This is a genomic window from Polynucleobacter sp. HIN5 (assembly GCF_030297555.1).
GTDB lineage: Bacteria > Pseudomonadota > Gammaproteobacteria > Burkholderiales > Burkholderiaceae > Polynucleobacter.
In genome coordinates, this window is the sequence record NZ_AP028136.1 from 1181132 (window position 1) to 1202452 (window position 21321).

At 49.6% G+C, this 21321-nt stretch carries 19 protein-coding genes; 1 reads left to right on the forward strand and 18 read right to left on the reverse strand.

Features of this window, described 5'->3' with window-relative positions; genetic code table 11:
• Positions 1–31: 31 nt before the first annotated feature.
• The 11 genes from phoB to QUE61_RS06315 all read right to left on the reverse strand — a co-directional run bounded on the left by phoB (position 32) and on the right by QUE61_RS06315 (position 11065).
• Positions 32–742, reverse strand: coding sequence for a phosphate regulon transcriptional regulator PhoB (phoB, locus tag QUE61_RS06265; RefSeq protein WP_286306408.1), 711 nt, complete (start codon positions 740–742; stop codon positions 32–34).
• A 3-nt stretch (positions 743–745) separates the two neighbouring features.
• Positions 746–1450 carry a phosphate signaling complex protein PhoU gene (phoU, locus tag QUE61_RS06270; RefSeq protein WP_286306409.1) on the reverse strand — a complete coding sequence of 235 codons (705 nt, stop codon included), beginning with the start codon at positions 1448–1450 and terminating at the stop codon, positions 746–748.
• 12 nt (positions 1451–1462) lie between these two features.
• Positions 1463–2278, reverse strand: coding sequence for a phosphate ABC transporter ATP-binding protein PstB (gene pstB / locus QUE61_RS06275; RefSeq protein WP_458574733.1), 816 nt, complete (start codon positions 2276–2278; stop codon positions 1463–1465).
• A gap of 5 nt (positions 2279–2283) precedes the next feature.
• On the reverse strand, positions 2284–3141 hold the full coding sequence (pstA, locus tag QUE61_RS06280; protein WP_286306410.1) for a phosphate ABC transporter permease PstA: 858 nt from the start codon (positions 3139–3141) through the stop codon (positions 2284–2286).
• Positions 3141–4127 carry a phosphate ABC transporter permease subunit PstC gene (gene pstC, locus QUE61_RS06285; RefSeq protein ID WP_286306411.1) on the reverse strand — a complete coding sequence of 329 codons (987 nt, stop codon included), beginning with the start codon at positions 4125–4127 and terminating at the stop codon, positions 3141–3143. The genes pstA and pstC overlap by 1 nt, the downstream gene beginning before the upstream one ends.
• Before the next feature lie 69 nt (positions 4128–4196).
• Entirely contained in the window at positions 4197–5234 is a 1038-nt protein-coding gene (pstS, locus tag QUE61_RS06290; RefSeq protein ID WP_286306412.1) for a phosphate ABC transporter substrate-binding protein PstS, read from the reverse strand.
• Between the two features lie 156 nt (positions 5235–5390).
• Positions 5391–6026: a hypothetical protein gene (locus QUE61_RS06295; RefSeq protein ID WP_286306413.1), complete on the reverse strand. Its 636-nt coding sequence runs from the start codon at positions 6024–6026 to the stop codon at positions 5391–5393.
• A gap of 96 nt (positions 6027–6122) precedes the next feature.
• Positions 6123–7466, reverse strand: a complete 1344-nt coding sequence (gene glmM, locus QUE61_RS06300; RefSeq protein WP_286306414.1) for a phosphoglucosamine mutase — start codon at positions 7464–7466, stop codon at positions 6123–6125.
• 6 nt (positions 7467–7472) lie between these two features.
• A complete protein-coding gene (folP, locus tag QUE61_RS06305; RefSeq protein ID WP_286306415.1) occupies positions 7473–8348 on the reverse strand; it encodes a dihydropteroate synthase in 876 nt (291 codons plus the stop codon).
• A gap of 2 nt (positions 8349–8350) precedes the next feature.
• The gene (gene ftsH / locus QUE61_RS06310; protein WP_286306416.1) at positions 8351–10237 is read right to left on the reverse strand and encodes an ATP-dependent zinc metalloprotease FtsH; all 1887 of its coding nucleotides are present in this window, start codon (positions 10235–10237) and stop codon (positions 8351–8353) included.
• 162 nt (positions 10238–10399) lie between these two features.
• Positions 10400–11065, reverse strand: coding sequence for an RlmE family RNA methyltransferase (locus QUE61_RS06315; RefSeq protein WP_286306417.1), 666 nt, complete (start codon positions 11063–11065; stop codon positions 10400–10402).
• Positions 11066–11120: 55 nt separating this feature from the next.
• On the opposite strand from QUE61_RS06315, the gene QUE61_RS06320 reads away from it, so the two are divergent.
• Complete coding sequence (locus QUE61_RS06320) at positions 11121–11576, forward strand: YhbY family RNA-binding protein (RefSeq protein WP_286306418.1); 456 nt, start codon at positions 11121–11123, stop codon at positions 11574–11576.
• Here QUE61_RS06320 and QUE61_RS06325 read toward each other — a convergent pair.
• From QUE61_RS06325 to gloB, 7 genes are all read right to left on the reverse strand, one after another.
• Entirely contained in the window at positions 11544–12047 is a 504-nt protein-coding gene (locus tag QUE61_RS06325) for a DUF4149 domain-containing protein (protein WP_286306419.1), read from the reverse strand. The genes QUE61_RS06320 and QUE61_RS06325 overlap by 33 nt on opposite strands.
• Positions 12047–12529, reverse strand: a complete 483-nt coding sequence (gene greA / locus QUE61_RS06330) for a transcription elongation factor GreA (RefSeq protein ID WP_286306420.1) — start codon at positions 12527–12529, stop codon at positions 12047–12049. Before greA ends, QUE61_RS06325 begins: the two co-directional genes overlap by 1 nt.
• A gap of 38 nt (positions 12530–12567) precedes the next feature.
• Positions 12568–15816, reverse strand: coding sequence for a carbamoyl-phosphate synthase large subunit (carB, locus tag QUE61_RS06335; protein ID WP_286306421.1), 3249 nt, complete (start codon positions 15814–15816; stop codon positions 12568–12570).
• The gene (gene carA / locus QUE61_RS06340) at positions 15816–16994 is read right to left on the reverse strand and encodes a glutamine-hydrolyzing carbamoyl-phosphate synthase small subunit (RefSeq protein ID WP_286308314.1); all 1179 of its coding nucleotides are present in this window, start codon (positions 16992–16994) and stop codon (positions 15816–15818) included. Before carA ends, carB begins: the two co-directional genes overlap by 1 nt.
• Positions 16995–17185: 191 nt before the next feature.
• Positions 17186–19063 carry a propionate--CoA ligase gene (locus QUE61_RS06345; protein WP_286306422.1) on the reverse strand — a complete coding sequence of 626 codons (1878 nt, stop codon included), beginning with the start codon at positions 19061–19063 and terminating at the stop codon, positions 17186–17188.
• Positions 19064–19103: 40 nt separating this feature from the next.
• Positions 19104–20498, reverse strand: coding sequence for a transglycosylase SLT domain-containing protein (locus QUE61_RS06350; protein ID WP_286306423.1), 1395 nt, complete (start codon positions 20496–20498; stop codon positions 19104–19106).
• A gap of 1 nt (position 20499) precedes the next feature.
• On the reverse strand, positions 20500–21318 hold the full coding sequence (gene gloB / locus QUE61_RS06355) for a hydroxyacylglutathione hydrolase (protein ID WP_286306424.1): 819 nt from the start codon (positions 21316–21318) through the stop codon (positions 20500–20502).
• Between the last annotated feature and the right edge of the window lie 3 nt (positions 21319–21321).

Genomic DNA, 21321 nt, shown 5'->3' on the forward strand with positions numbered 1-21321 from the left:
TGCAGAGATGCTCAAAATTTAAGCAAGTTGCTTAACCTGGGGTTTTAGTGATTCGGTAACCGCTACCACGCACGGTCTCGATGTATTGGTCGCAATTAGCTGCCGAAAGAGCAGCGCGTAAGCGCTTAATATGAACATCGACGGTCCGCTCCTCGATATAAACTTGGTCACCCCAAACTCGATCTAGCAGCTGAGTACGAGTATGAACACGCTCTGGATTGCCCATAAAAAACTGTAAGAGACGAAATTCCGTTGGGCCCAAATTAATGGCTTGCTCTTCTTCTCCAGGATGGGTTACGGAAATGCGATGAGTGACTGGATCTAAGTGAATAGGGCCAAGTTTCAATACATCATCACTCATCCCCAAGACCTTATTACGCCTTAGCAGTGCCTTTACTCGAGCAATTAACTCTTTAGGGGAAAACGGCTTCGTGACATAATCATCCGCCCCAGAATCCAAACCCTGGATCTTGTCGGCCTCGGCACCCTTCGCAGTAAGCATCAGAATGGGAATATTTTGCGTCTCAGGGCTTGAGCGCAGTTCCTTGGTAAATTGCACTCCCGACTTACCGGGCATCATCCAATCAAGGATCAACAAATCAGGCTTTTGGGACTTTATTTTTTGAAGTCCCTCCTCAGACTGCAGAGCACGCTCCACAGTAAATCCTGCGTGCGTTAAATTAATCGCAATGAGTTCTGCAATCGAAGGTTCGTCTTCAATAACCAGAATGCGATGCAACATGGGCTATTTGGTAGCTTCGCGGACGAGGTCGTCATGCGGAACATGACGAACATCAGCGCCCTTAACGATATAAATCACAAACTCTGCAATATTTTTTGAGTGATCACCAATCCGTTCTATCGCCTTTGCAATCGATAAAAGATCAAGGCCGGTTGAGATCATCTTTGGGTCTTCTGCCATATACGTAATCAGCTTACGCACAAAACCCCTAAATTCTTCATCAATTTGTCGATCATCCTCAACGACTTTAGCTGCAGATGCTGCATCAAGGCGTGCAAAACAATCCAGAGAGCGGCGCAATAGATCAATGGCCATTTGCCCAGAGAGCTTTATTTCAGCAGCATTAATTTTGTAATTAGGGGCTTGCTCAATCACTCGCTTGGCACGCTTTGCAACAATTTCTGCTTCATCGCCGGCTCGCTCAAGATTAGTAATCGCCTTAGAAATCGCCATCACTAAACGCAAGTCACGCGCTGTCGGTTGGCGACGTGCAATTAGTTCAGTGCATGCAGAATCAATTTCGACTTCTAAGGTATTGATTGATTTCTCCCGCTCAATGACCTGATTACATAAATCAATATTAGTTTCAGAAAACCCGCGCATGGCGACCTCGACCTGAGACTCTACTAAGCCGCCCATTTTAAGCAGCTTGCTACATAAGGAATTTAAGTCCTCGTCAAATTGGGATGATAGGTGGCGATCGTTCATTGCTTCTCCTCACTAACCAAAACGTCCAGTAATGTAATCTTCAGTTTCTTTTCGTTTTGGTTTAATAAATATCTCATCGGTTTTGCCGTATTCAATCAGTTCACCCAAATACATATAGGCGGTGAAATCAGAAACACGCGCAGCTTGTTGCATATTATGAGTCACAATCGCAATCGTGTAATCCTTTTTGAGCTCATTAATTAGCTCCTCCACCTTAGCCGTTGAAATTGGGTCTAGAGCCGAGGTTGGCTCATCCAATAACAAAACCGATGGCTTAACGGCCACGCCACGAGCAATACATAGCCGTTGCTGTTGACCACCGGAGAGCGATAAACCACTTTGATTAAGCTTGTCTTTGACCTCATTCCACAAGGCGGCTTTATTCAATGCCCACTCAACCCGCTCATCCGTCTCTGCCTTGGATAGGCGCTCATAAAGGCGAACGCCAAAGGCAATATTCTCATAAATTGACATTGGAAATGGTGTCGGTTTTTGAAATACCATCCCAATCCGTGAGCGGAGTAAATTGACATCCTTACCCTTCTCCAAAATGTTCTCGCCATAGAAGGTGATCTCACCTTCAGCACGTTGACCAGGGTATAGGTCATACATCCGATTTAAGGTTCGTAATAAAGTTGATTTACCGCAGCCCGATGGGCCAATAAAGGCGGTGACCTTCCGCTCCAAAATATCTAAGTTAATATTTTTGAGCCCCTGAAAACTACCATAGAAAAAGTTTAGATCCTTAATCTTTAGGGCAATTGCCACCTGTTCTGCCGAGTGCTGTTCAACCGTCTGATTAATATCCGCATGGAACATCGTTTTCATCATTGTCATACTTTTACCTTTTCACGTAATACTACGCGAGCCAAAATATTTAAACCAAGAACCGCAAACGTAATTAAGAGTGCGCCACCCCAGGCCAGATTGACCCAATTGTCATAGGGACTCATGGCAAACTGGAAGATCACCACCGGCAAATTAGCCATCGGGGCATTCATATTGGTGGAGAAGAACTGGTTATTCAGAGCAGTAAAGAGGAGTGGCGCGGTTTCGCCACTCACCCGTGCAATTGCTAGCAATACGCCGGTGATTACGCCACTTTTCGCAGCTCTCAAAACAACGCTCAGTGACACCTTCCATTTTGGTGCCCCAAGCGCAAAAGCAGCCTCTCGCAGCGTGGTTGGTACCAACTTCAGCATATTTTCAGTGGTACGTACGACGACTGGGATTGCAATTAAGGAAAGCGCTACGGTTCCAGCCCATCCTGAAAAGTGCTTTACTTGGTAGACGATGATGGCATAGACAAAGAGACCGATCACAATGGATGGAGCCGACAACATAATATCGGTTACAAAACGCGTCACTTCTGAAAATTTATTATTTTGGCCATACTCTGATAGATAAATACCCGCCAAGATTCCGATCGGAGTACTGATGAAGGCACAGAAAAAAACTATCATTAAGCTACCCACAATTGGGTTAGCCAAACCGCCCCCTTCAGATCCAGGCGCTGGGGTGCTGGCCAGGAATAAGGATGGACTAATTGCAGCAAAACCCTTCCACAACAAAATAGCCAAAATCCAGAAAAGAAACAGCATACCAATTGACATAGCAATCATAGAAAAGGTCAGGCCCAGGGCGTTGGCCTGCTTTCGTTTAGCAAATAAGGATGGATCGCGCGCGCTCATTAGGTTTTTACTCCTTGATTGGCTTCCATCCGCATCAACATGATCTTTGCGAGCGATAAGACGATGAAAGTGATCACAAATAATGCCAAACCTAAGGCAAACAATGAGGAGTAATGCAAACCAACTTCCGCCTCGCCGAACTCATTCGCTAAGGTCGATGCAATCGAGTTACCAGGTGCAAACAATGATGCAGAAATCTTATGGGCATTACCAATCACAAAGGTAACGGCCATGGTCTCCCCTAGGGCGCGCCCCAGGCCCAACATAATGCCCCCAATGACACCGGTCTTGGTATAAGGCAAAACAACGTTCTTAACCACCTCCCAGGTAGTACAACCAATGCCATAGGCAGACTCTTTTAATACCGGGGGAACGATTTCAAATACGTCACGCATGACCGAAGCAATAAATGGTAGAACCATCATCGCCAAGATTAAGCCGGCACACAGAATGCCAATTCCATTAAATGCACCAGAGAATAAAATACCTAGCCCAGGGATTTGCCCCAATGTTGCAGCAAGGGCTGGCTGTATGTAATCCGCAAATAGGGGGGCGAATATGAACAGACCGAACATGCCGTAAATAATGGACGGCACTGCAGCCAAGATCTCAATTGCCGTTCCGAGTGGACGTCTAAGGACAGTGGGACAGATCTCGGTTAAAAAGACTGCGATTCCAAAGCTTAAGGGGACTGCGATTACCAGGGCAATCAGCGAGGTCATCATGGTTCCGTAGATGGCAATCAAGCCACCAAACTCGCCATTAATAATGTCCCACTCTACCGTGGTGAAGAATCCGAAACCAAATTTACTGAGTGCAGGAGCTGCGTTGAAAATTAAAGAAGCAATAATCCCAAGTAATGCAAGTAATACGGTGAGCGCAAAGAATTGGGTGGAGTATTTAAAAACTCGGTCTAAGACACGCTGACGTCTAGCAATACTCAATACTCCCTGATTGACTGTGTGATTAACTAACGCCACTTCCATAGATAGACCTTTTTAGAAAAAACAGCCCCAGACGAACTAGGGCTGATTTTAGAACAGTCAGTAAAGAGATTACTTCGTATTAATTTGATTCCAAACGTTCTTGCGAATGAAGTCGGTAGTAGCATCAGGCATTGGCACATAGTCCAACTCGGCAGCCATCTTTTTACCCTCTTTAAAGGCGAAATCAAAAAACTTCAACACTTCAGCAGAACTTGCCTTGTTAGTTGGGTTTTTATACATCAAGATGAATGATGCGCCAGTGATTGGCCATGAGCTTGCACCAGGCGCATTGGTAATGAAAGTTCCCATACCAGGAATCTTGCTCCAATCCGTACCTGCGGCTGCAGCTGCGAAGGTGCTGTCATCAGGTTGAACAAATTGACCAGCTTGATTACGCAACTGAACGTGGGTCATATTGTTCTTCTTGGCATAGGCATACTCAACATAGCCAATCGAGTTTTTTACACGTGATACGTTCGCCGCAACACCTTCGTTACCCTTACCACCAACCGATGAAGCAGCTGGCCACTTCACAGCAGCACCGGCACCAACAGCGGATTTCCAATCTGCGCTTACTTTGGCCAAGTAATCAGTGAAAATCGCGGTAGTACCCGAACCGTCTGCACGGTGAACTACGGTAATTTCGCCAGCAGGAATCTTCACGCCGGGGTTCAAGTCAGCAATACGCTTGTCATTGAAGTTTTTAATTTTGCCTTGGAAAATATCAGCTAAGGTTTGACCATCCAAGCGAATTTGTCCTGGCTTAATACCTTCTAAATTAATGATCGGTACGACACCACCGATGATTGCAGGGAACTGAACCAATCCATCGGCCTGTAGATCCTCAAACTTCACTGGGTTGTCAGATGCACCAAAGTCTACAGTCTTGGCTTTAATTTGTTTGACACCGCCTGAGGAGCCGATTGATTGATAGTTCAAACCATTGCCAGTGCGTGCTTTATAAGCCTCTGCCCACTTGGCATAAATTGGATATGGGAATGTTGCGCCAGCACCCGTAATGTCCGCAGCAAAAGCTGTCGGAGCAAAACTAGCAGTGGTCATAGAAAGAGCCGCTACGGCTAGGGCTTTTTTCAAGGTAATCGTCATTTATATTCCTTTAAATGGGTCTCGCACATTGCGATACCTAGACATTAAATAGGAAATGTGACGCTTTTATGACAAAAAATTAAGTGAAATTTCTTGAAAAAATCAAATAAATCAATGGGCTAGCAAGCTACGCCAGCCCACGCCCTCTTCAATCGATTAAAAAGGCGACTGATTGGAGCCGTTTCCGGACGGGGTTGATTGGGCCCTCGTCGCAGGCTGAGAAGTTTTTCTGGGAACTAACTTTTTTGCCGGGGTCTTTCTTTTCGTTGGCGCCTTTGGCTGAATCGCTTTACTGGCTTTTTTAGCAACTGCATGTAAATTTTCTTCGGCCGAATCAATCGCATCCTCTACTGCTTTGCGCCCTTCTTTAAATACTTTGGCACCTGCATCTGATACCTCACGCACGACCTTTGCAAGCTTTTCACCACCCATTGGTATTTTCTTATCTGCCTCTTTAATCCAATCGCTAATTGCATCGCGAGCGCGATCGAAATGCTTTTCAGCACCATCGGCCGCTTCATTACCAATATCCTTTAGGATTGCCTTAACCTTCTTCTGATAAACACCCATTCGCTTAGCTGCATCGGCTGCAGCCTTCTTCTGCATTGCCTGCAATTTAGTCATATCTTTTTGAGCAGCAGTCTTAGCAGCCTCCATCGCTTGCTGCATGTTATAGCGTAGCTCTGCTGCATGATGCTCACTTAGCTGTTTGGCAGCATCTAATAATTTGTGAGAAAGGGTAAATAACTCCTGTGCTTTTGCTTTCTTAGCGGCTGCTGACGGCTTTTTCATGAGACACCTCGTATTAAATGAAGATGATTCAGTCTAACAAACGAATATGACAATAGCTTGATGCGCCGCACAAGTTATCAATCAGTTAATTTAACTTCAGGAAACCTTCACTTCCCTTGCGATTGCCTCGGCACTTGCTTGGGCCAGGCTTTTCTCATTGGCTTCAACCATGACGCGCAGGACCGGTTCAGTTCCTGATGGCCGGATTAAGACTCTGCCCTTACCAATTAAACTTTGCTCCACCTTACTCACCATGGCGGCGAGCTTTTGATCGGCTTGCCACTGATAGCTCGGATTGGTCTTCACATTGATGAGCACTTGCGGATAGATGGTGATGCCATCTAATAGTTCGTTGAGAGATTGTTGCTTTTGTTGCATCGCTGCGAGTACTTGCAGAGCTGCAATCGTGCCATCGCCAGTGCTGTGTTGATCTAGGCACAGCAGATGCCCTGAGCCCTCTCCGCCAATGATCCACTGCTTGGCTTGCAAAAGCTCGAGTACGTAGCGATCTCCAACCTTGGCTCGCTCAAATCCAAGGCCCAGGTTCTTGATGGCAACTTCAATCGCTAAGTTCGTCATTAAGGTACCTACTACTCCACCAATTGCCTTACCTTGCTCTAAACGATCTTTAGCCAAGATATAGAGGAGCTCGTCACCATTAAACAAGCGCCCGTTTTGATCCACCATTTGTAGACGATCGGCATCACCATCGAGGGCAATCCCAATATCGGCATTCACTTCCTTAACCTTTGCAATCAGCGCAGCTGGTGCGGTGGCACCACAATGATCGTTGATGTTCTTGCCATTGGGTTCTACTCCAATCGCAATCACCTCAGCGCCGAGCTCATGAAACACTGGCGGTGCAGTGTGATAGGCAGCGCCATTGGCGCAATCGACCACAATCTTCAATCCTCTGAGATTAAGGTCTTGTGGAAAAGTGGATTTGCAAAACTCAATATAGCGCCCTGCGGCATCATCCAAACGAAATGCCTTACCAATTTTGTCGGAGCTGACACAACCCATTGGCTTCTCGAGCTCTGCTTCAATCTCAAGCTCGATGGCATCGGAGAACTTATCCCCCTTGCCATTAAAAAACTTGATGCCGTTATCTTGATAGAGATTATGCGACGCAGAGATCACCACGCCGGCAGATAAGCGCAGGGCTTTGGTGAGGTAGGCCACTCCTGGAGTGGGCATTGGTCCACACAAGGTGACATCAACCCCGGCAGCCGAGAACCCGGACTCTAAGGCAGCTTCGAGCAAATAGCCCGAGACCCGCGTGTCTTTACCAATTAGGATGCGTTGACGCTCATTGGGTTTGCCATGGCGCTTAAGCACCATACCAGTAGCGTAACCGAGGCGCAACATAAACTCCGGAACGATGGGTGGAATACCAACTTCACCCCGAATGCCATCGGTCCCAAAATATTTTTTAGTCATACTTCATTATAAAACTGAGGTACTTTGCTCTCGCATAGCCTGCCAAACCTGCAGTGCGTTCACGGTCTCAGGTACATCGTGCGTACGCACAATCATGGCGCCACGCTCGACTGCCATGATAGCTGCTGTAATACTCGGGATCAGACGCTCACCCACCTCAAGATTGGTGACCTTACCGAGCATGGACTTACGCGATAGGCCCGCTAAGACCGGGTAACCATGCTCAGTGAATGCGTTCATGTGAGCCAATAACTGATAGTTATGCTCCAAGCTCTTACCAAACCCAAATCCAGGATCAATGGCAATCCGTTGCGAGTCAACCCCTGCTTCTTCGATCACTGCAGCACGCTCCAATAGGAATGCTTGCACCTCTTGAACCACGTGTTGGTAGTTGGGATCAAATTGCATGGTTTGAGGATCACGCTGCATGTGCATCAACACAATGCCACATTGGCTTGATTTGATGGCATCGACTGCTCCCGCTTGTCGCAAGGCCCAAATATCATTGACACAATCAACACCCATGGCGAGTGCAGCTTGCATGGTTTGGGGCTTATAGGTATCAATCGAGAGAGCAACGCCGCAATCTTTAAGGACTTCAATCACCGGTAAGACGCGATCGAGCTCCTCTTGTAAGCCAACGGGTTCGGCCCCAGGTCGGGTGGACTCTCCACCAATATCAATAATGTCAACGCCAGCAGCGAGCATTTTTTCTGCTTGAGCAAGGCCTGCGTCGCGCTGATAAAACCGCCCACCATCCGAGAATGAATCTGGTGTGGCATTGAGGATGCCCATCACCAATGGGCGTTTGTGCTGATCGGAGGGGAGCTCAAAAAGAAAACGCCCGCAGCGCCATGCCACGGGCGATGATGAATACGACATGCTTACGCAGTTGCGGGTGCGCTACCTGCTGCAGGACCCTGCGTACCACCGCCACCCGCAGAGTTACCAAATGCGGTTGCGGTGACTGGCTTGGGTGGCTTCGGTGTGCGACCCGCCATGATGTCATTGATCTGCTCCGAATCAATCGTCTCCCACTCAAGAAGCGCGTTAACCATGGCCTCCACCTTGTCACGGTTCTCTTCCAAAATCTTCTTGGCGAGTGCGTATTGACTATCAATCAGAGTCCGAATCTCGGCATCCACTTTTTGCTGGGTAAGCTCCGATACGGTCTTACTGTTCATACGACCAAACATGCTGTCTTGCTCGGTGTCCACGTAGACCATGGTACCCAAGCTATCGCTCATGCCGTAGCGGGTCACCATATCGCGAGCCATTTTGGTGGCGCGCTCAAAGTCGTTCGATGCGCCGGTACTCATCGAGCCTAAAAACACCTCTTCAGCGGCACGACCACCAAACAAGATGGCCAACTCTTCGAGCATGCGATCTTTGTATAAGTTCACCCGATCAAACTCAGGTAACTGCCAGGTCACACCGAGGGCCATACCGCGAGGCATGATGGTGACCTTGTGAACGGGATCGGCCTTGGGCAGCATCTTCGCCACCACCGCATGACCCGACTCGTGATAAGCCGTATTGCGGCGCTCTTCCTCGCGCATCACCGCCGACTTGCGCTCAGGACCCATATAGATCTTGTCCTTGGCATCTTCGAAGTCTTGCATATCCACCGCACGCTTACTACGACGGGCTGCAAACAAAGCGGCTTCATTGACTAAGTTAGCCAGATCGGCACCCGAGAACCCTGGAGTACCACGAGCCAAGACCGCAGGATCAACGTCAGCATTAATCGGCACTTTGCGCATATGCACACGCAGAATTTGCTCACGACCCCGAATGTCGGGTAAACCAACATGCACTTGGCGGTCAAAACGACCAGGACGCAGCAAGGCGCGATCCAAAACATCCGAACGGTTGGTCGCAGCAATCACGATCACACCGCTATTGGTCTCAAAGCCATCCATCTCAACCAGCATTTGGTTTAAGGTTTGCTCGCGCTCATCATTACCGCCACCCATGCCGGCACCGCGATGACGACCTACTGCATCGATCTCATCAATAAAGATGATGCAGGGAGCATGCTTTTTAGCGTTCTCAAACATATCGCGCACGCGTGCAGCACCCACACCCACAAACATCTCAACGAAGTCAGAGCCGGAGATGGAGAAAAATGGTACTTTAGCCTCGCCTGCAATGGCACGGGCTAATAAGGTCTTACCGGTTCCGGGAGGACCAACTAAGAGTACGCCATGTGGAATGCGGCCACCAAGCTTCTGGAACTTTTGGGGATCCTTGAGGAAGTCGACAATCTCAAATACTTCTTCTTTAGCCTCATCGCAACCCGCGACATCCGCAAAAGTTACTGAATTGCTATTCTCATCAATCAGGCGTGCCTTGGATTTACCAAAGGAGAACGCACCGCCCTTACCGCCACCTTGCATCTGGCGCATCATGAAGAACCAAAAGCCGATGATTAATAAGGTAGGCCCTAAGTAATACAGTGCAGAGACCAACAGGTTCGGTTCATCTTCGGTCTTGCCGGTAACCTGAACGCCGTATTTCATGAGATCACCCACCATCCAGATGTCACCTGGGGAAATGATCGAATATTTATTGCCGTCGACTGGGGTGATTTGCAAGGTACGGCCTTGCACATCCACGCGCTTAATCTTGCCAGCCTTGGCGTCATCCATAAATTGGGAATACGTGACCTGATCTTGAGTCCGTGGTTTATCAAACTGTTTAAAGACAGTAAACAAAACCAAGCCCACGATGAGCCATACACCCACTTTTTGGAACATATTGTTATTCAAAATACACCTTTGCCGGATCAATCCGGGAGTTATCAGGGTTTAGAACCAAACCTCACCCTATGTATTTGATTCTACTCCCGTTGAAATTCAAGGGTTGGAGATCTAATTTATCCTAAAAATGCTGGGTTTTCTATGGTTTTTGGGCAATCTCTACCATTTACCCTACTTCAAATAGCGCCCTAGCAGAAAGGTTTCCGAGGATTTATCCCGTGAAGCCTTGGGTTTACGGGGGGAAACGGTCTTAAATACCCCCTTAAAGGCCTCAACTATTTGGCTATAGCCACTCCCATGAAAGCACTTAATCAATAGTGCCCCATCGGGCTTGAGATGCTCTTTGGCAAACTCCAAAGCGAGCTCCGCGAGATTGGCCATCCGCGCTGCATCGGCTACACCGACACCAGAGAGGTTGGGCGCCATATCAGAGAGCACCAAATCAACTTTGCCATTTGCCTCTGGGGGTAAGGCAGCTTCAAGTGCACGCAAGCCTTCCTCCTCCCGAAAATCTCCTTGAATAAAGGTGACATCGGCTACGGGCTCCATCGGCAAGAGATCAATTGCGATGATGCAACCATCGGGCTTGCCCGCTGTCTCGGGTGTGGAGTGTTTACGAAGCTGCACTAAGCGATTACGAATGTACTGACTCCAGCTACCTGGGGCGCTACCCAAGTCAACGACGGTCATCCCAGCCTTAATCAGATGATCTTGTTCGTCGATCTCAGAGAGTTTATAGGCCGCCCGCGCACGATAACCCTCTTTCTGCGCGAGCTTAACGTACGGATCATTGACATGATCGTGCAACCAATTTTTATTGAACTTGTTCTTTGCCACAAACACTATTGTCCTTGTTTTGGGTTGCACACTGCAAATCCTCTATGATGCAGGGATGACTACTCTCTCTCTGACACCAGCGCAACGCAAGGCGCACCGCGCGCAAGCCCATGCTCTTAACCCCGTCGTCATGATCGGTAACGAAGGACTCACTGTTGCCGTTCGCAAAGAAATTGATCGTGCCCTGTCGAGCCATGGCCTGATTAAGATCCGCGTACTGGGTGACGATCGCGATGCCCGCATTGCGATGTATGAATCGATTTGCGATGACCTGAATGCTGCCCCGATTCAGCACATTGGCAAACTGCTCGTGGTGTGGCGCCCTGTCGCATCAAAGCCTGAGAAAGTAGTTCCCACTAAAAAAGTGGCACGCGCCTATCAAACCGCCCGCAGCAATCAACGTGGCAGTGGCTCGCGTGCAGGCTTTAAAAAGGCAACCGTGGCTAACACCAGCAAACCAAAGCGCCGCAAGACTCGCTTAGCGAGTCCCAAAAAAGCGGCTTTGGGTTAGTCGCCAAACCAAGTAAATACCCAAGAGGCTTTGTACCAAAAAAACACTGCTTGAGATACCGTGCAAGGTAGCAAACAAACTCGCCGATGGTGAATACATTACTGGCATACCTTGCAACAAGGCATCCTCGCGTAAGTTCTCCATCCAGGGCATGAGCACGAAACTGCCAAGCGCCGCACATACAAGCATGGTGAGTAAAATCCATCGAATCGCACGATAGGCTTGTAATCCACGACTTACCAAGAGGTTTGCTAAGACCAGTAGCCCCACACAGAGCACGAGACTTACATAGGCTTCCACCTGAAAAATCGCGCCAGCCACCATACCGGCCACCTGACGGTCGGTGAGGGTTGCAAAAAGCGTCGGCGCAACTAAATAGCCTACGGTAATTAGGCTACCAACCCAAAGACTACTGATGAAGAGAAAAAGGCGTTGCGCAATTTGGTGCTGCCCAGTACCAGCCTGAGTCATTAGATGTAACGAACCGAGAGGATCTCAACCTCTCGAGCGCCTGCGGGGGCTTGAACGGTCACCACATCGCCCTCCTCTTTGCCAATTAAGGCGCGAGCAATGGGGGAGCTAATCGAAATCTTATTGGCAGCGATATCGGCTTCATCATCGCCCACGATTTGGTAAATCATATTTTTGCCGTCATCGAGATCTTCAAGCTCAACGGTGGCCCCAAAGACGACACGACCCTCTGCTTCGAGCAATGCAGGGTCAATAATTTGTGCAGCCGATAATTTCGTTTCAAGCTCTTTGATGCGGCCTTCAATAAACGCCTGCTTCTCTTTAGCGGCATCGTACTCGGCATTCTCAGAAAGATCACCTTGGGCGCGTGCTTCAGAGATTGCATTAATCACAGCAGGACGATCGACATGCTTTAAGCGCGTGAGCTCTTCTTTCAAGAGCTCAGCGCCATGCTTGGTAATGGGAATGGTATTTGTACTCATACTGCTCAACCTTAAAATCGATGAAGCTCGATTTTAGTCTAGCTAAGCGAAATGTGTAAATTCTGTAAGGAATAGACCTCGAGCAAGTCCTTCGCCCGCATCCCTTCCATTACGGCGCGTGCCGCACTGATCGTAGTGTAGTAAGTCACACCATTCGCCTGCGCCGTGGTTCGAATCGAGCGAGAGTCTGCAATCGCGTTACGGGTTTCATCCACGGTTGTAAACACTAAGGTGATCTCACCGTTTTTAATCATATCCACAATATGCGGACGGCCTTCTTTCACTTTGTTCACCACCGATACCGGAATATTCGCTGCGGCAATGGCTGCAGCAGTGCCTTTAGTAGCAACCATCGGAAAGCCCATCTCGTGCAAGAGCTTGGCCACCACGACAGCGAGTGGCTTATCGCCATCTTTCACGGTCAACACTACATTACCGCTCTTGGGTAATTTGATCCCCGCTGCTAATTGCGATTTGAATAAGGCTTCCCCGAAGGTTTTACCAACACCCATCACCTCACCGGTGGAACGCATCTCAGGGCCTAAGATTGGATCAATGCCTGGGAACTTATTAAATGGGAATACCGCCTCTTTAACCGAGTAGTACGGAGGAATCACTTCCTCCGTAATGCCCTGCTGATCAAGACTTTGACCGACCATGCAGCGCGCGGCAATCTTCGCGAGTTGCAAGCCAGTTGCTTTTGATACATAGGGCACTGTGCGTGATGCACGAGGATTGACCTCGAGAACAAAGATGGTGTCTTTGCCGTCGCTTTGCTGAATGGCAAATTGCACGTTCATTAAACCAACCACATTCAGACCCTTGGCCATCGCCGCAGTCTGGCGCTTGAGCTCAGCAACGGTCTCTTTCGATAAGGAGTATGGCGGCAATGAGCAGGCCGAGTCACCGGAATGAACACCCGCTTGTTCGATGTGTTCCATCACGCCACCAATGAACACGCGAGTTCCATCGGAAATACAATCCACATCACACTCAATCGCATCATTTAAGAAGCGATCTAACAATACAGGTGAGTCATTCGATACCTTGACAGCCTCGCGCATATACCGCTCAAGATCACGTCCATCATGCACGATCTCCATTGCTCGACCACCCAACACATAAGAGGGACGAACGACTAAGGGATAACCGATCTCTTCGGCCAGCTTGAGTGCTTCATCTTCAGCACGGGCGGTTCGATTAGGCGGTTGACGTAATTTGAGTTCATGCAGGAGTTTTTGGAAGCGCTCCCGATCCTCAGCAGCATCAATCATGTCAGGCGAAGTGCCAATAATCGGTACGCCATTGGCCTCAAGATCAAGGGCGAGCTTCAGTGGCGTTTGTCCACCATACTGAACAATCACGCCCTTGGGCTTCTCCTTGGCGACGATCTCCAGTACGTCCTCTAAGGTCAAGGGCTCAAAGTACAGACGATCCGAAGTATCGTAGTCGGTCGACACAGTCTCGGGGTTGCAGTTCACCATGATGGTTTCGTAACCATCGTCGCGCATTGCAAGTGCCGCATGCACGCAGCAATAATCAAACTCGATGCCCTGGCCAATCCGGTTGGGTCCACCACCAAGCACCATGATCTTCTCACGCTGTGTGGGCTGTGACTCGCACTCGCCATGCTCTGCTTCGTAAGTCGAGTACATGTAAGCCGTATTGGTTGCAAACTCAGCCGCGCAGGTATCGACCCGCTTGTAGACTGGGAATACCCCATGCTGATGACGCGCTTGACGCACTGCCGTCGCATCGGTCTTCAGTAATTTGGCGAGACGCCGATCTGAAAATCCTTTTTGCTTTAAAAACCGCATCTCCGCAGCGCTAAGACTTGCCAAGGTGTGCTCTTTAACTGCATTCTCAATCTCAACCAGTTCTTCAATTTGCTCGAGGAACCATGGATCAATTTTGGTCTCTTCGAATACCTCATCAATCCCCAGACCCATGCGGAAGGCATCGGCCACATACCAAATCCGATCCGGTCCCGGCTCACCAATCTCAGCAATGATGTCCTCGAGGTCGGTGGATTTCTCATCCAGACCATCAACGCCCACTTCAAGGCCGCGCAAGGCTTTTTGGAATGACTCTTGGAAGGTGCGGCCAATCGCCATCACCTCACCCACGGATTTCATTTGGGTGGTTAAGCGTGGATCTGCTTCACGGAACTTCTCAAAGGCAAAGCGTGGAATCTTGGTGACGACGTAGTCAATACTGGGCTCAAACGATGCCGGCGTAGCACCACCCGTAATATCGTTTTGCAACTCATCTAAGGTATAGCCCACCGCTAATTTGGCAGCGACCTTGGCAATCGGAAAGCCAGTAGCTTTGGATGCAAGAGCAGATGAGCGTGAGACGCGCGGGTTCATTTCAATCACGATCATGCGGCCATCAACTGGATTAATCGAGAACTGCACATTCGAGCCACCGGTATCTACGCCAATCTCACGCAAGACCGCGATCGAGGCGTTCCGCATGATTTGATACTCTTTATCGGTGAGTGTTTGTGCAGGAGCCACCGTGATCGAATCCCCGGTATGCACGCCCATTGGGTCTAAGTTCTCAATCGAGCAAACGATGATGCAGTTATCGGCACGATCACGCACCACCTCCATCTCAAACTCTTTCCAACCTAAGAGCGACTCCTCAATTAATAGCTCACGCGTTGGCGATAGATCCAGGCCGCGTTTGCAAATCTCTTCAAACTCTTCGCGGTTGTAGGCAATACCGCCGCCCGATCCACCCATCGTGAACGAAGGCCGAATCACCACCGGAAATCCTGAGCTACCGGTCTCCGCTTGAATGCGTTGCTGTACGGCAATCGCTTCTTCCATCGAATGCGCAATCCCAGACTTTGCCGAGCCCAAACCAATTTTGGTCATCGCGTCTTTAAACTTCTGACGATCCTCAGCTTTGTCAATCGCTTCCGGGGATGCACCAATGAGCTCGCAATTGTATTTTTTGAGAACGCCATGGCGATGCAAATCAAGAGCGCAGTTCAGCGCAGTCTGGCCACCCATGGTGGGCAAAATTGCATCGGGCCTCTCGGTAGCAATGATGCGCTCTACCACTTCCCAAGTGATCGGTTCGATGTAGGTCACATCGGCCATCTCTGGATCGGTCATGATCGTTGCTGGATTACTGTTCACCAGAATGACGCGATAGCCCTCTTCGCGCAAGGCTTTACATGCTTGCGCACCTGAGTAATCAAACTCGCAAGCCTGTCCAATCACAATGGGGCCAGCGCCAATAATCAAAATACTCTGAATGTCGGTACGCTTTGGCATTAGCGAGCTCCTTGGCCAGCGGCATTCATGAGGTGCATGAAGCGATCAAATAAATAGGCAATGTCATGAGGGCCTGGGGAGGCTTCTGGGTGCCCCTGAAAACAGAAGGCTGGCTTATCTTTCCAGGCGAGACCCTGCAAGGATCCATCAAATAAGGAAATATGTGTCACTCGCAACTCATCCGGCAAGGTCTTGGCATCAACTGCAAAGCCATGGTTCTGTGAGGTGATCGCTACCCGACCACTGTCTAAATCTTTTACAGGATGGTTTGCACCATGGTGCCCAAACTTCATCTTCAAGGTCTTCGCACCCGCAGCCAAGCCCATGATCTGATGACCCAAGCAAATACCAAACGTTGGAATATTTTTACTAATAATGGTTTGCGCTGCACTAATCGCATAATCACAGGGCTCGGGGTCGCCAGGGCCATTGGATAAAAATACGCCATCGGGCTTTAATGCCAATACTTCAGCCACCGGAGTTTTGGCGGGTACAACCGTCAATGCACAACCGCGCTCGGCCAGCATGCGCAAAATATTGCGTTTGACACCAAAGTCATAGGCCACAACCCGCTTACTTGGGTTCTTCATGATTCTGAATGCGGGCTTGCCATTCTCACCATGCAACTGCCACTCACCCTCTTGCCACTCATAGGCAGTATTGGTGGTAACCACTTGCGCGAGATCCAGGCCCGCCATTCCCGGAAATGCCTTGGCTAGGCTTAAAGCACGCTTGGCAAGCGCATCCACATCATCGCCAATCTTTCCAGCCACAATCGCGCCTGATTGAGCACCGCGATCACGTAACAGACGCGTGAGCTTGCGAGTATCAATGCCACTGATACCAGGAACTTTGGCAGCGCGCAGATAATGATCGAGACTGTCTTCGGCTCGAAAGTTTGAGACGCGTGCGGATAAATCTTTAATGATGAGGCCGGCAGCGTAGATTTGTGCTGACTCCGCGTCTTGGGCATTGACACCCACATTGCCAATGTGCGGATAGGTTAAGGTGACAAGCTGGCGTGCGTAACTCGGATCCGTAATGATTTCTTGATAACCCGTTAATGCGGTATTAAAAACGACTTCACCGCTGGTCTCACCAGGAGCGCCGATACTTTGACCAGAGAAAATAGATCCATCAGCAAGAGCTAAAACAGCGGGGGGAAAGGAAGGAAGCAAGGGCGACAAACAATCTCCAATACCCTGTTGCCGTCCAACACTTTTTGCCCCAAAAGACATACCCGAGGCGAAATTGCGGGGAGGTAAGTGTCTTTAAGCGCTAGGGCAAATTATTAGTTACTGATAGGCGTAATGATACCAGTTCTCCGCCCCTCACCCTACCTTCACGCAAAACCGTTTACTTTGCCCGGCTACTTTCCAATCACCAGTTTGATCTGCGCTAGAACCGATTGATCTTCCATCGTACTGATATCCCCGGGATCGCGCCCTTCCGCAACTGCTTGCAATGCCCGGCGCACAATCTTGCCCGAACGCGTCTTTGGTAATGCACTCACCAAATACACGCGGGCGGGTCGTGCCACCGCACCTAGTTGAGAGTCGACGGTCTTCATGACCTCCGCTTCCATGTTCTCGGTTTTATTTGGATCCTTTGCGATCACAAAGCCAATTGCTACCTGACCCTTGAGTTGATCCTCCACTCCAACGACTGCCACTTCGGCAACATTAGCGTGACTAGAAATGCTCTCCTCGATCTCGCGTGTCCCCAATCGGTGTCCAGCGACGTTAATCACATCATCGGTGCGGCCCAAGATGAAGAAGTAACCATCTTTATCTTTAATTGCCCAATCAAAGGTGGAATACACCATCTTGCCAGGCACGGTCTCCCAATAGGTCTTAATAAAGCGTTGATCATCGCCCCACACGGTCTGCATGCATCCGGGTGGCAATGGCCCTTCAATGGCAACCACGCCCTTTTGATCTGGGCCCAACTCAGCACCGGTTGCTTCATCGAGTAGTTTCATGTTGTAGCCATAGACCGGCACACCAGGTGAGCCAAATTTATGTGGCATCACCTCCACGCCTCGCTGAATCGCCAAGATTGGCCAACCGGTCTCGGTCTGCCAGTAGTTATCCACCACGGGCTTCTTAAGCGCATCATGAATCCATGAAGCCGTTGGTTCATCGAGCGGCTCACCGGCTAAAAACAGAGTCCGTAGTGTCGATAAGTTGTATTTACTTAAGAAGGCGGGGTCCTGTTTCTTGAGTACTCGCACCGCCGTGGGAGCAGAGAACATCACCGACACCTTGTATTTCTCAACTAAGCTCCACCAAATACCTGCGTCAGGGCGCAAGGGTGTGCCCTCGTACATGATGGTGGCCATGCCATTAATGAGTGGGCCATAGATGATGTAGCTATGCCCGACTACCCAACCAATGTCGGAGGTGGTAAACATGGTCTCACCTGGATTACCACCAAAGATGAGGCGCATCGAGCTTGCCAGTGCAACTGCATAACCGCCCGTATCACGCTGTACCCCCTTGGGTTTGCCAGTGGTGCCAGAGGTATACAAAATATAGGAGGGATGGGTTGCATCGACCCACTCGACGGGAACCTTGGTGTTGAAATGCTTCTCACGCTCAGAGGCGTAATCCAAATCGCGATTGGCCACGGTGGTGTATTCCGAGAGACCGCGGTTCACAATCAATACCTTCTCAGGCTTGGCGGTTGATAGTGTGATCGCCTCATCGAGGAGTGGCTTGTAAGGCACTGCCTTGCCACCGCGCATTCCGGCCTCGGCAGTAATAATCATCTTGGGCTTCGCATCATCGATCCGGGAAGCCAAACTATGCGATGCAAATCCACCAAACACGACTGAATGAATTGCGCCAATGCGAGTACAAGCGAGCATTGCAAAGCAGGCTTGCGCAATCATTGGCATGTAAATCAGAACACGATCGCCCTTCTTCACTCCGTTGGCTTGCAAGATCGCAGCCATGCGATTGACCTCATCATGCAGCTCTGCAAATGTATAGGCATGCTCCTGATTGGTTTCGGTGGAGACCGCAACCAATGCGATCTGGTTTGCACGATCCTTTAAATGGCGATCAACGGCATTGTGGCAAAGATTGGTTTGCCCGCCGACAAACCACTTTGCAAAGGGTGGATTGGAATAATCGAGGACTTGTGAAAACGGCTGATGCCAATCAACTAATTTAGCCTGCTCAGACCAAAATGATTTTGGATCCCGAATGGAGTTCTCATGAAATGATTTGTAGCCCGTACTCATCCTGCATTCCCTTCACAGCAAAATAATCAATGGCTAGGGATTAAGGAGCCGTTTTTACACTGGCGCTTACTCCAGAGCCGGAGGTAGTACCAGTTTTCGCTGATTTTGCGGTGTTTGTCGATGGGGATTTTTGCTGAGTGCTTGCGGTCTTAGGGTTAGCGACCTTTTTGGGGGCCGATTTGTTTGCAGCACTTGCCCGCGCTGGCTTACTAGTCTTGGGTTTGGGTGGGGCCGCCTTGTCGAGCTTCAATTGCCCATGCTCAGCCAGATACTCGGAAATATCCGACTCTTTTCCTGGGGGTTTAGGGATTAAAACGGTTGATCCCGCCCGAATCCGCATGCCACGGGGGATGTTATTCACATCCCGGATGGTCTCAGGATTTAAAGCCAATCGGCTTGCTAATTGCTCAGGGGTCTCGCTTTTAGTAATCTTCAATGCAGTCCATGACGATAAAGGCTTGTTGTAGCCAGCCAGGTTCATCTGAAACAGTTCTGCACGTGCAAAAGGTAATAGCATTTGCTGATCGGTTGCGGCCAAGATCACGGGTTTATTAAATGCCGGATTGAGATTACGAAAATCCTCTAGGGACATCTCGGCCAATTGGGCGGCAACGTCCACATCAATATCGCGGGTCACATCAATCGCTACAAAATAGGGGTGGTTCTCAAGCTCCGGTAAGACGATGTTGTACGCCCCGGGATTTTGCACAATGTTTTTATAGGCCATCAACTTGGGTACATACTCACGGGTCTCGCGGGGCATCGTGAGGCTTTGATAATCTGTGGGCTTACGCTGTGCTTGATTGCGTTTAATCGCACGGGCCACATTCCCCTCGCCCCAGTTATAGGCAGCGAGAGCGAGTTGCCAATCGCCAAATTGTTTATACAGGCGCTGAAGATAATCGAGAGCGGCGTTTGTTGATTGCAAGACATCGCGTCGCTCATCCCGAAATACATTCTGCGTTAACTTAAAGTCTTGGCCGGTTCTCGGCATGAACTGCCAGATCCCCATTGCCTTTGATGTCGACTTCGCCTCGGGATTGAAGGCGCTCTCAACAAATGGTAGTAGCGCAATCTCGGTGGGCATATTGCGACGGTTGACCTCTTCGACGATATAGAAAAGATAGCGCGAAGAGCGTGCCATCGAGCGATCAACGTAATCCGGGCGTTTCATAAGCCATTGCGTTTGCTGCTCCACCAAGGGGCTATCAAGTTCAGGAAGCGCAAAGCCCTGACGAATCTGGATCCAAAGATCGTTTGAGGGTGCCATGATGCTACTAACGGATTGCTTACTAAGATCCACACGCGGCGCTTTGGCTGCCCGCGGATCACGCCGCGCATCGGTGCTTGAAGACCACTCGGGCGAAGTACTAGCACAACCACTCAAGACCAGAACAACTGCGCTGGCGATTAGTAAGAGCGAGCGGCGCATCATCTTAGAAGCGATCCTTCCATGCCCGCACAACTGCTAAAACCTCGGCAGGACTTTTAAGGTCTTGCCCAATTTGCGCACGCGCAGCTGCAATGACTGGGGTTTGATCACAGCGCATGAATGGATTGACCCGCTTCTCATGACCAATCGTAGTGGGTACCGTGGGTTGATTGCGCTGACGTAAGGCATTGGCCGTTTGCGACCACTCGATTAAGGCTGAATTGTCTGGCTCGACAGCAAGCGCAAACCGAATATTGGATAAGGTGTACTCGTGGGTGCAATACACCAAAGTGTCAGGGGGTAAAGCTAAGAACTTTGCTAGTGAGCTCGACATTTGAGTGGGGGTGCCTTCAAAAAGCCGCCCGCAGCCTGAAGCAAAGAGTGTGTCGCCACAGAATAATTTTGGGGTCTGTCCAGCGTTATCCTCGCTGCGCGCTACATAAGCGATGTGACCCAAGGTATGCCCTGGGACCTCCAAGACCTGGAGTTGGATCTTAGGTGCATCAAATGTTACGGTATCACCCTCAAAGAGTGCATGACTGCGCAAGGCAATATCCTCGCCAGCAGGGCCATACACTGGGACCGAGAGGCCACCTTGGCTTGCCCACGCGAGGATCTCCGGTAATCCACCAATATGGTCAGCGTGGTAATGAGTGATTAGAATTCCGGTAAGGCGCAAGTTCTGTTGAGTAACATAATCAATCGCTGGCTTTGCTTCACCAGGATCAACCAAAATAGCCGACTGTTGATCGTGAATGCACCAGATGTAGTTGTCGGTAAAGGCAGGTATGGGCCACACTTGTAATAAGGAATTTGAAACCATGGC

What these genes read in the sequence shown, in the direction of transcription:
- QUE61_RS06325 (WP_286306419.1), bottom strand. Translation starts at nt 12,047, where the DNA reads ATGACTCAGGCTGGTACTGGGCAGCACCAAATTGCGCAACGCCTTTTT.
- phoU (WP_286306409.1), bottom strand. Translation starts at nt 1,450, where the DNA reads ATGAACGATCGCCACCTATCATCCCAATTTGACGAGGACTTAAATTCC.
- QUE61_RS06320 (WP_286306418.1), top strand. Translation starts at nt 11,121, where the DNA reads ATGACTACTCTCTCTCTGACACCAGCGCAACGCAAGGCGCACCGCGCG.
- QUE61_RS06345 (WP_286306422.1), bottom strand. Translation starts at nt 19,063, where the DNA reads ATGAGTACGGGCTACAAATCATTTCATGAGAACTCCATTCGGGATCCA.
- glmM (WP_286306414.1), bottom strand. Translation starts at nt 7,466, where the DNA reads ATGACTAAAAAATATTTTGGGACCGATGGCATTCGGGGTGAAGTTGGT.
- pstB (WP_458574733.1), bottom strand. Translation starts at nt 2,278, where the DNA reads ATGAAAACGATGTTCCATGCGGATATTAATCAGACGGTTGAACAGCAC.
- pstA (WP_286306410.1), bottom strand. Translation starts at nt 3,141, where the DNA reads ATGAGCGCGCGCGATCCATCCTTATTTGCTAAACGAAAGCAGGCCAAC.
- carB (WP_286306421.1), bottom strand. Translation starts at nt 15,816, where the DNA reads ATGCCAAAGCGTACCGACATTCAGAGTATTTTGATTATTGGCGCTGGC.
- pstC (WP_286306411.1), bottom strand. Translation starts at nt 4,127, where the DNA reads ATGGAAGTGGCGTTAGTTAATCACACAGTCAATCAGGGAGTATTGAGT.
- QUE61_RS06295 (WP_286306413.1), bottom strand. Translation starts at nt 6,026, where the DNA reads ATGAAAAAGCCGTCAGCAGCCGCTAAGAAAGCAAAAGCACAGGAGTTA.
- phoB (WP_286306408.1), bottom strand. Translation starts at nt 742, where the DNA reads ATGTTGCATCGCATTCTGGTTATTGAAGACGAACCTTCGATTGCAGAA.
- greA (WP_286306420.1), bottom strand. Translation starts at nt 12,529, where the DNA reads ATGAGTACAAATACCATTCCCATTACCAAGCATGGCGCTGAGCTCTTG.
- gloB (WP_286306424.1), bottom strand. Translation starts at nt 21,318, where the DNA reads ATGGTTTCAAATTCCTTATTACAAGTGTGGCCCATACCTGCCTTTACC.
- QUE61_RS06350 (WP_286306423.1), bottom strand. Translation starts at nt 20,498, where the DNA reads ATGATGCGCCGCTCGCTCTTACTAATCGCCAGCGCAGTTGTTCTGGTC.
- folP (WP_286306415.1), bottom strand. Translation starts at nt 8,348, where the DNA reads ATGTCGTATTCATCATCGCCCGTGGCATGGCGCTGCGGGCGTTTTCTT.
- pstS (WP_286306412.1), bottom strand. Translation starts at nt 5,234, where the DNA reads ATGACGATTACCTTGAAAAAAGCCCTAGCCGTAGCGGCTCTTTCTATG.